The sequence below is a fragment of the Bacteroidia bacterium genome (genome assembly GCA_039924845.1).
Lineage (GTDB): Bacteria > Bacteroidota > Bacteroidia > DATLTG01 > DATLTG01 > DATLTG01.
The window spans coordinates 47,644-58,144 of record JBDTAC010000079.1; the positions used below are offsets into that span (position 1 = coordinate 47,644).

General features: G+C 34.5%; 9 protein-coding genes. 6 read left to right on the plus strand and 3 right to left on the minus strand.

Features of this window, described 5'->3' with window-relative positions:
• Nucleotides 1–5: 5 nt before the first annotated feature.
• Nucleotides 6–875: a lipoyl synthase gene (gene lipA / locus ABIZ51_09150; protein MEO7088945.1), complete on the plus strand. Its 870-nt coding sequence runs from the start codon at nucleotides 6–8 to the stop codon at nucleotides 873–875.
• Nucleotides 876–909: 34 nt separating this feature from the next.
• Here lipA and ABIZ51_09155 read toward each other — a convergent pair whose 3' ends face one another.
• Both ABIZ51_09155 and ABIZ51_09160 read right to left on the minus strand, forming a co-directional pair.
• Entirely contained in the window at nucleotides 910–3,117 is a 2,208-nt protein-coding gene (locus ABIZ51_09155) for a patatin-like phospholipase family protein (protein ID MEO7088946.1), read from the minus strand.
• Nucleotides 3,118–3,285: 168 nt separating this feature from the next.
• On the minus strand, nucleotides 3,286–3,765 hold the full coding sequence (locus tag ABIZ51_09160) for a YkgJ family cysteine cluster protein (protein ID MEO7088947.1): 480 nt from the start codon (nucleotides 3,763–3,765) through the stop codon (nucleotides 3,286–3,288).
• 117 nt (nucleotides 3,766–3,882) lie between these two features.
• Here ABIZ51_09160 and ABIZ51_09165 point away from each other — a divergent pair, with 117 nt between their 5' ends.
• Both ABIZ51_09165 and ABIZ51_09170 read left to right on the plus strand, forming a co-directional pair.
• On the plus strand, nucleotides 3,883–5,541 hold the full coding sequence (locus ABIZ51_09165; GenBank protein ID MEO7088948.1) for a hypothetical protein: 1,659 nt from the start codon (nucleotides 3,883–3,885) through the stop codon (nucleotides 5,539–5,541).
• A 134-nt stretch (nucleotides 5,542–5,675) separates the two neighbouring features.
• Nucleotides 5,676–6,782, plus strand: a complete 1,107-nt coding sequence (locus tag ABIZ51_09170; GenBank protein MEO7088949.1) for an anhydro-N-acetylmuramic acid kinase — start codon at nucleotides 5,676–5,678, stop codon at nucleotides 6,780–6,782.
• A 15-nt stretch (nucleotides 6,783–6,797) separates the two neighbouring features.
• Here the strand turns inward: ABIZ51_09170 and ABIZ51_09175 are convergent, their stop codons facing one another.
• Entirely contained in the window at nucleotides 6,798–7,055 is a 258-nt protein-coding gene (locus ABIZ51_09175) for a hypothetical protein (GenBank protein ID MEO7088950.1), read from the minus strand.
• 163 nt (nucleotides 7,056–7,218) lie between these two features.
• Between ABIZ51_09175 and ABIZ51_09180 the strand changes: the two genes are divergently transcribed.
• From ABIZ51_09180 to ABIZ51_09190, 3 genes are all read left to right on the plus strand, one after another.
• Nucleotides 7,219–8,445: a Glu/Leu/Phe/Val dehydrogenase dimerization domain-containing protein gene (locus tag ABIZ51_09180; protein ID MEO7088951.1), complete on the plus strand. Its 1,227-nt coding sequence runs from the start codon at nucleotides 7,219–7,221 to the stop codon at nucleotides 8,443–8,445.
• A complete protein-coding gene (locus ABIZ51_09185) occupies nucleotides 8,445–9,551 on the plus strand; it encodes a mechanosensitive ion channel family protein (protein ID MEO7088952.1) in 1,107 nt (368 codons plus the stop codon). The genes ABIZ51_09180 and ABIZ51_09185 overlap by 1 nt, the downstream gene beginning before the upstream one ends.
• Before the next feature lie 122 nt (nucleotides 9,552–9,673).
• On the plus strand, nucleotides 9,674–10,501 hold an 828-nt coding region (locus ABIZ51_09190), incomplete at its 3' end, for an FAD-binding oxidoreductase (GenBank protein MEO7088953.1).

Here is a 10,501-nt window from a genome sequence, read left to right on the forward strand (position 1 = left end):
GAAAAATGAGCGAACTTGTAGAAGAGAAAAATCCAAGAATAAAAAAACCAGATTGGTTGCGCGTTAAATTGCCTACTGGCAAAGAGTATGCGCAAGTTCGAAATATTGTAAGCACACATAAATTACACACCATCTGCGAAAGTGGGAATTGTCCAAACATGGGCGAATGCTGGGGCGCAGGCACGGCTACGTTTATGATATTGGGAAATATTTGTACGCGCTCCTGCGGATTTTGCGCCGTAGCTACTGGTCGTCCAAATGCAGTGGATTTGCAAGAACCTCAACGTGTAGCGGAATCGGTGCGTTTGATGAATATTAAACATTGCGTTATCACTTCCGTGGATAGAGATGATTTGAAAGATGGCGGTTCCATAATTTGGGCTGAAACTATTAAAACAATTCGTGCGGCAAGTCCGAAAACAACGATGGAAACCTTGATTCCTGATTTTCAAGGAAAGTGGGAAAACCTACAACGCATCATCGATAGCAAACCAGAAATTGTTTCGCATAATTTAGAAACCGTAAAACGCTTAACCAAACAAGTGCGCATACAAGCCAAATACGAACGCAGTTTAGAAGTGTTGAAACGCTTGAAAGACGCCGGATTAAAAACAAAATCAGGCATTATGCTCGGCTTAGGCGAAACACAAGAAGAAGTATACGAAGCAATGGACGATTTACGAAAAGCCGGTTGCGATGTGCTTACCTTAGGTCAGTATTTACAACCTACACACCAGCATTTACCGGTGGTAGAATTTATTCATCCTGATACATTTTTGGCTTTAAAAAAAGCCGGACTCGAAAAAGGATTTCGTTTTGTAGAAAGCGGTCCTTTGGTACGTTCCTCCTATCACGCCGAAAAACATTTGTTCTAAAACCTGTTTGAAAAATTATTTTTTCGAAGCAATTTTACTTTAATAATTCTTTCAGTTTAGCTACGGAAGCTCTGTTTTCTGGAAGTTTCATAGAATTAACCACCTGCTTTTTCTCTTTGTTGGTGAGGTGCCAGCTCAAAGAAATATTATCTCCAGGATCATTTTGCAATTGAAAATCTACAAAATCAATTTTGCCTTTAAACCACAAACTCGTGTATTCAATCATTTGGTTTTCATTAAAATCTTGAACATTAAAAAGTGTCGCGTAAAGTGTATTGATAGGTTGTGTAAGCGTTTCGATAATTGTTTTCGGAGCATTGTCTTGTATCGGAAATTCTTTGTGTTTATCGCGTATTTGAACAATCACAATACCACTCGTATTTTCTTCTATCCATTTTCGGAAAGCATAAATAAATTTTAAAGCTGGCTCTACGCCGTAATTGTCGCGCAAACCAGCATCCATTACTTCAATGGTTGGGATGCTTGGAAGTTGCGTTGCTGGCATGATATATGGAAAAGTGGCATTCATTCGCAAAGCGCTTGTAAATTTTAAATTGGCAGCATCCTGATTTTTGAAAAATTTTGAAAATTCGATGTCTTCCACCAATGGATGATTGGTGAGCGAAGGTTGAATATCGTTTTCCGTAAGATAAGAAACCGGTTGCGAAGCAATCACTAATTTCCTTCCATCGTTAATAACAGTGGGCGTAATAACCATTATCGGAATCAATGCCTTTTTTTCAGGAAGCGTGTAATCGCTGATTCTTTTTTGAAAAACATTGTCGGTATTTTCATTTAATTTTTTTTCGAAAAAATAACCGCGGTCTTTGGAATAAGAATAATTTCCATCTTTAAATTTCTGAAGGTTGAAAAATAAATCGTTCGTGGTAATGCTAAATGCCAATGGATTTAAAATATCTTTCGAGATATTGACCAAGAAAGAATCGGGATATAAATTTTTAATTTTTCCTTGTTGTTGCTCCAAATACAATTCGCGCAAATACGCTGCACCAATAATTCCGCCAGAAGATCCGGTAATTAATTCGATGTGTTTTAGCAATTCTCCTCCTAAAATACTATCGGTATGTTGCAAGGTGTAAAACGTCCATAAAGAAGAACGCAAGCCACCTCCGCTGGTACAAACAATTACAAATTTTGGTTTTTGATTTCGCGCTAAACTATTTATTGCATTTTTCGAAACCCAATTATTCAGTATTTTTGTCGTGCTATCAATATCATTATTACGCTGTGTTTTATTGATATCTGATTGATCTAAAATACCGTTAGTCAAAATTGCTTTTGGCACGGTATAATCCATCCCGTAAGCCCTACTACCAGAATTTGCAATATCATAATGCGATACAAAATTAATTATTACCAAAACGATGCAAGACACCGTAACCGACCAACCTCTGAGCCAAGTATAGGTTGCACTTGTCAGCATTAAAAACATGGTGAACAATAAAAAAACACTGGCTCCAGCAGGAATTTGAAACACCGAAACATCGCGAAACAATCCCAATAAAATAAGGCTTACCACAGCAATTATTTCAAAAAGAGCAGCACTGACGTGGTTTTGCTTAAAAACTTTGATTAGTTTTTCTTTTTCATAATGCTCGTATCCACGCGCTAATTTAATTCTGAAAAGAGTACTCATATACGTTTCCACGTGCCAATCTCTTTTATTTTCAGGGTTTTTCGGAGAATCCACGTTTTGCCAATCCATGTTTTCTTTTAATGCGATGCGCTGACTCTTTCGGATTTTTAATTCCGGATTTCCATCGTCGCTGCTAATCACACCAAACATTTTTTGAATGTCTTTATTTGCCCAACGGAAATATAAAATCGAAAATAAAATGAACGAAATATTTCCCGTTAAAAATCCCGCAATATGCATCCACACATATTTTGGCGCTACTAATTGCGAATGTGTTTGAAACTTGTATATCGAGACACAATAAACAAAAACAAAAATTACTGGAATAATTAAATTATTGAGACAAAATTTAAAAAAAGGATTTGAAAGCGTTGCCAGGAAAGGAAACCGAAACGCATTGGTAATGTACGAAGCAATGTTGAAAGCCATAATAAAACCTCCGCAAGCAAAACCCAACAATAAATAAGAACGGAAATCTACTTGACCTAAATATTCAGGATCTAAAAAAAGATACGGAACACCGTATTTAATGGCAACTACTTGTGTAATACAACCAAAAAATAGCAACCAAAAAAGGACTAACAATTGATTTTTTTTCAGTACAACAAAAAAAAGTTGTAATGGGAAAGAGTAAACAACCCGCCTCAAACTTTGATGTTTCTCAAACAGAATTTTCATATTTGTGATGAGTAGCACATAAAACGAACTCGTTGGTTATGCGAAAGTAATAAAAAGTGTACGAATTATTCGGTTTTATTTTTCGTAAACCAATTTTAATTTTTCGGCAATTTCAGCAACGGCAGGACAAACCGCGACATTTTCGAGCGTTAAATCCAGTAATTGATAAAATTTTTTTCGGTCGGTATGTGGATATTCGCGACAAGCAGTTGGGCGATGATCGTAAATAGTACACAAATTTTCGGCATCCAAAAACGTGCAAGGCGCACTGTTCAACACAAAATCTTTGTCTGCATCTTCGTGTAAATATTTTTCGATAAACTGCGAAGGCCTTATTTTAAAGTATTTCGAAAGGCGTTCAATGTCTTTTTGAGAAAAAATCGGACTTGTAGTTTTGCAACAATTGGCACAGGTTAAACAATCGGTGTGCGCAAAAACTTCGTGATGCAATTCATGTACGACATTATCTAAATCCTTTGGATTTTTACGTTTTAATTTTAAAAAAAACTTTTTCGTATCCTCGTGAATCGCTTTCGCAGAACTATGTTTTTTCATCTTCGAAAAATTATTTTTTTGAACCGCAATTTAAAACTAAAATTTAGCCTTCCGAAAAATTATTTTTTCAAAGTGCTTTTATTAGTACATTTATATACTCAATTTTTGTACTGCTGAATGAAATCGCTCAAAAAACAAAGTATTTTTATATTGTTCGCTTTATTAGGAAGTGCTTGCCAAAACAGTTCAAACAATACAGCTAATAAAATAACTAAGCAAGATTCTATTCCTGCCATTTCTAAACAAGACGATACAACAGAAAGGGTAAAAAAAGCGGATACCGTTGTTTCAATAACCAAAAAAAATGACAGCACTGATGCAATTCATTCGGCAAAAAAAGAAAAATTAAACAGCCAAAAATCTACCCATTTTGTTTCTGAAAAAGCGGAAAAAGAATTTGCTGTTTTTTTGGATTCAATTGCTCCTCCTGCCACTTATTTTAATATTAAAAGCAATATTGATACTACGTTGTTGGGAAAAAAAGGCACATTTATTTTTGTTCCTCGTAATTGTTTTGTGCTACAAAATGGTCAAGTTTATAAAGGCAAAATAAGATTGCAATTAAAAGAAGTATTTGATAAAAGCGATATGATTTTGTCTAATCTTCAAACGGAAAGCAATGGAAAATTATTAGAATCAGGCGGGATGATATACTTGGATGCAAATGGCGCAAATGGCGAGGAATTAAATATTAAAAAAGGGGCAAATTTATACGTAGAAATTCCTACAAAAGAACAAAAGGCAGGAATGGAAGTTTATCAAGGGAATTATTCGCATAACACTAATCAAATAAATTGGACTTCGCCAAAAGCATTAGAAAAACAATTGATTCCGATTCCAATAGAGTATTTAGATTTTGAATGGATTAGGTTGGCAAACGGAGATACCACAAAAGAAAATGAGGAAATAAAAATATTAAATGCACAAGAAGAAATGTCTAAAAATACCAAATATGAAAACACATTTGTAGCAACACGCGAATTTCAAAAAAGATTTTCGTTGGCATCTGCTTGCGCTGAGAAATTATGGCAATTTGATTATAAAAAATATGATACCTTTTTGGATATATATTTAACTAATTTGGATAAAGATTTATGGTATTGCGATTCATTGTTTTATAAAAAAGCTCAGATAGAATTTTTGAAAAAACTAAAAAGCGTAGGACAAACTACGTTTCAAAACGACTATACTTACGATGAACGTGATGTTAATGAGTTATACAAAGGAGAGCATTTAGGAAAAGTGATGTCCATAAAAAATTATGGAATAAATCTGTCAGCTACCAATGCTTATCAACTATTACTGAAAAAAGGCATTAGTAAAAAAGAGGCATTGGATGAAATACGGAAATATAGAATACAACAAGGAATAATTAGCGAAATACGTAAAAAAATAAATGAAGATTACTTAACGTATCAATTTAATATGACGCATTTGGGTTGGGTAAATGTGGATGTTTGCGTTTATAAAGGGCAAAGAAAAGATTTTTTTGTGCAAGTTAAGGATGCGCCTAACGATATTAAGATGAAGGCGTTTATTGTTTTGGATAAAATGAATTCCGTTTTGTCCAAAGGTATTGAAGCGAATACTTGTACTTTTTATGATTTTCCATCAGGACAAAAGAAGAAGATTTTTATTTATGGTTACAAAGATGGAGTTCCTTATTTTGGGTATAAAGATGTTCAAAATGGCAATAATACAACAGAAGCAATAACACTACAAAAAACAACATTTGAAAGTTTGGAAAAAAATATAAAAACTATTTTGGCAAAATAGAACTTCCGAAAAATTATTTTTTTGAAAGACTTTTTTACGCTTCTGAAAAAACACATTTGAAAAATTATTTTTTCAAAGCGTAATTCTCATCTGATTCTTCTAAACTTATTTTCACTAATCTTGTATTCGATAAAATGAAGCAAGAATATAAAGTAATCGGAATTATGTCGGGCACTTCGCTGGACGGAGTGGACATCGCTTTGTGTCGTTTTGTTTTGGAAAATGATAAATGGAAATACTTTCTCGAAAAAGCCGAAACCATTCCATATACAAAGACTTGGAAAAAAAAGCTTTCTACGATTGAAAATAGTTCCGCATTTGATTTTGCTTTGGGAAACGCGGAATACGGCACATTGTTAGGAAACCTAATTAATTCCTTTTTGAAAAAATATTTTTTGAAAGCCGATTTTATCGCTTCTCACGGACATACTATTTTTCATCAGCCAGAAAAAAAATTAACGTTTCAGTTGGGAGATGGAGCCGCGATTGCGGCGATTTGCAATTTACCTGTGATGTGTGATTTTAGATCCTTGGATGTGGCTTTGGGCGGACAAGGCGCGCCATTGGTACCTGCCGGAGATGTACTTCTTTTTTCAGAATATGATTTTTGTTTGAATTTGGGAGGTTTTGCAAATGTATCGTTTCAGAAAAAAAATAAACGCATCGCATTTGATATTTGTCCAGTAAATTTAGTCGTAAATTATTTGTGTGAAGGAATCGGAAAACCTTTTGATGACAAAGGAAAAATGGGAAAAAACGGGAAAATAAATTCCTCGCTTTTGGCGGAATTAAATAAATTACCTTTTTATCATCTTCCTATAAATAAGCCGAAATCATTGGGAAAAGAATGGGTTTTGAAAAATATTTTTCCAATACTTAAAAAATATGAAATTCCGTTGAACGATAAAATCCGAACTTTTTACGAGCACATTTCCATTCAATTAAACAAGGCATTAGAAAAAGAAAAAATCGGAAATGTATTGGTAACAGGCGGCGGCGCACACAATGATTTTTTGATGGAATGTCTTCGAAAAAATTCTTCGCACACTTTTATTTTACCCGAAAAAAAAGTAATTGATTTTAAAGAAGCGCTGATTTTTGCATTTTTAGGCGTATTGCGCTGGCGCTACGAAATAAATTGTTTGCAATCCGTAACCGGAGCTATCAAAAACAGTGTGAGCGGATGTATTTATTGGGGCAATAAAAAACCCGATCGTACAAAAATGCACAATCGGGAATAAAAAAATATTTTTTATTCAGAATTCATCTTCAAAAAAGCGATCTTCTTCCTCGTCATCATCAATGCTTCCATGAGCGAGGTCTTCAAATTTTATGTCCTCGTCTGGCATTGCATCCAAATCTTCGTCGTCATCGTTAGCGACTGATTTTTTCCAGTTTTTCTTTTTTTCCTTGTCTTTCAAAGGCGTTAGCTTAGAAGGTTTTCTCAATTCACCTGAATCGGATTTTCCTGCTTTTTTTGGCAAACTTTTTTTTGAATTTGTTACTTTTTTCATCGCTGAATTTTATGATTCAATTTTTGAACTTTTAAAAAAACAAATTTAATTTCGACAACAATTATACAAATTTTCAAAAAAATAATAACATCTCAAAAAAAATATTTTTCGAGATGATTAAAACAATCCTCCTATTTTTGTATAAAATTAGAAAAAAATTCTTATGAAAGATTTACTCGAGAAGTACGAAAATAAAAAACCAGAAATAGTTTTTGAATGGAAAGATGCCGAATCGGAAGCAGAAGGTTGGATCGTTATTAATTCCTTACGAGGTGGTGCTGCAGGTGGCGGAACGCGCATGCGGAAAGGTTTAGATAAACGCGAAGTAGAATCTTTGGCGAAAACAATGGAAGTGAAATTTACCGTTTCTGGACCGCAAATTGGTGGCGCTAAATCGGGTATTAATTTTGATCCTGCCGATCCACGTAAAAAAGAAGTTTTAAAACGTTGGTACAAAGCGGTAATGCCTTTGTTGAAAAATTATTATGGAACCGGCGGAGATATGAATGTGGATGAAATTCATGAAGTGATCCCGATTACGGAGGATTTTGGCTTGTGGCATCCGCAAGAAGGCATTGTGAATGGGCACTTCCGTCCGGCAGAGAACGAAAAAATTCATAAAATCGGTCAGTTGAGAATGGGCGTTTCAAAAGTAATCGAAGACACAACGTATTCGCCCAATCCATCCAAAAAATACGTGGTTGCCGATATGATTACCGGTTTTGGCGTGTCAGAATCTATTAAACATTATTATACGATTTACGGTGGCGCGATAAAAGGTAAAAAGGTAATTGTACAAGGCTGGGGTAATGTGGCTGCCGCTGCGGCGTATTATTTATCGCAAGCTGGCGCTCTAATTGTTGGTATTATTGATGTAAACGGCGGACTTATTTCCGAAAACGGCTTTACGTTTGACGAAATTAAAAAATTATTTGCTGAAAAGAAAAATAATAAATTGGTTCATGAAAAATTAATTCCTTTCACAGAAATAAATCAAAAAATTTGGGAAACGAAGGCGGATATTTTTATTCCTGCCGCAGCTTCTCGATTAATGACGAAAGAACAAGTGGAGAATTTAATTAAAAATGGTTTGCAAGTGATTGCTTGCGGTGCTAATGTGCCTTTTGCTGACAAAGAAATATTTTTTGGACCAATTGCGGAATATGCCGATTCTAAAATTAGTGTGATTCCTGATTTTATCGCTAATTGCGGAATGGCACGAGTTTTTGCGTATTTGATGCAAAGTAATATCGAACTTTCTGACGCCGGAATTTTTACAGATGTATCCACAACCATGCGCAAAGCCTTGGAAGAAGCGCATCGCATAAATAATTCAAAAAATAATATTGCGAAAACTGCTTTTGAAATTGCCTTAAAAAAATTAATTTAATGGAACAAATTCAGACGTATTTAAATGCTGTTTTTTTAGACAATCCACTGAAAAATTATTTTTGGTTTGCGCTCATTATTATCGCTGGGTTCTCCCTAAAAAAAGTTATTTCAAAGCTCGCTGCAAAAATAATTTTTCGTTTTTTACACCGTTTTTCGAAAGCAGTTAGTTTCGAAAAATTATATATTTTATTGAAAAAACCATTTCGGTTTTTCATCATTGTTCTTACTTTTTATTTCGCATTTGATCGACTTCAATTTCCGCAAAATTGGCAATTGGTATCGAAAGAAATATTTGGAATTCGGATGCTTATTTTTGGCGTATTTGAAACTGGGATTATTATTTCCATTACTTGGGTTACGCTTCGCATCATTGATTTCCTTGGACTTGAATTATTGCACAGAACAGCTCAGAAAGGTTCTAAATCGGACGATCAATTAGTACCTTTTTTTAAAGAAGCAGCGAAAATAATTGTCGTTATTTTTTGCATTTTTTTTATGCTCGGTACTATTTTTAAAGTAAACGTAGCTTCGCTGATTGCCGGTTTAGGAATTGGCGGTTTGGCAGTTGCTTTAGCAGCAAAAGAATCCATCGAAAATTTATTGGGATCCTTTACAATTTTTTTAGATAAACCTTTTGTGATTGGCGATTTAATTCAAGTGGGCGATATCAACGGAACAGTTGAAAAAATTGGCTTTCGCAGCACGCGTATTCGAACCATCGAAAAAAGTTATCTCACCGTTCCAAATAAAAAGTTGGTAGAATCTGAATTGGATAATTTATCTCTGAGAACCTTTCGCAGAGCCAATTTTAATATTGGTTTGGTGTACGAAACTAAAGCAAATCAAATTAAAAGTATCGTAAAAGAAATACAAGAACTATTAGATTCTCATCCGCATACCAATCAAGATGGACGCGTGAAATTTCATGGATTTGGTGATAGTTCTTTGGATGTGATGGTGGTGTATTATGTGGATACCATTGAGTGGGACGTGTATTTAGACGTGCGCGAAGAAATCAATTATAAAATTATGGAAATTGTAGAGGCAAACAATTCTGGCTTTGCTTTTCCTTCGCAAACGGTTTATATGGCTCCGAAAAAATAATTTTTCAAAGCTCAATAAAATCGTTTCAAAAAAATAATTTTTCGAACTGCTTTTTTCCATTCTCAAAAAATAAGAATTAATTCTATTTTTGCAGCCTTATTCATTTTTAATTGAAAGATTTGATGGCAAAGTTTCATACACTCACGATTGCAGATGTAAAACACGAAACCGTTGATTGCGTTTCGTTGGCTTTTAGCGTTCCGCAAGCACTTACAGAAGAATATAAATACATACAAGGTCAATATCTTACGTTGAAAATTAATGTAGATGGCGAAGAATTAAGACGTTCGTATTCCATTTGTAGTAGCACTATTACAGATAAAGATTTGCGTGTGGCGATCAAAAAAGTAAAAGGTGGAAAAGTTTCTACCTGGATTAATGATCAAGCAAAAATAGGCGCGAGTGTGGAAGTAATGACGCCGCTTGGAAAATTTTATACCGAATTAAAACCAACCAACAAAAAAAATTACGTGCTTTTTGCTGGTGGCAGCGGAATTACGCCGATGATGTCCATTATAAAAACAACATTGAGTGTTGAAGAAAAAAGTCAGATCACCTTGTTTTACGGTAATTTTAACGAAGATTCCATTATTTTTAAAACAGAATTAAACGAGTTAGAAAAAAAATTTTCCGGACGCTTAAAAGTATATCATGTTTTAGACAAACCATTTAAAGAGCCTTCTCATCAGCTTTTACAAGGAATGATGTTGGCTGAAAAAATAAATTCTTTGTTGCAAAATTTTGTAGAGCGCACACCTGTAACGGAATATTTTATTTGTGGTCCGGGCCCGATGATGGAAAATGTAAAACAAGCCTTGGAAACATTAAATGTGCATCCAAATTACATTCACATTGAATATTTTACTGCTGCGCTAAGTGCCATTGCTGCTGCAGAAGCTGCTTCCGAAACCAAACCGGATTTGGCAAGCAAAGTAATTGTAATTATGGAC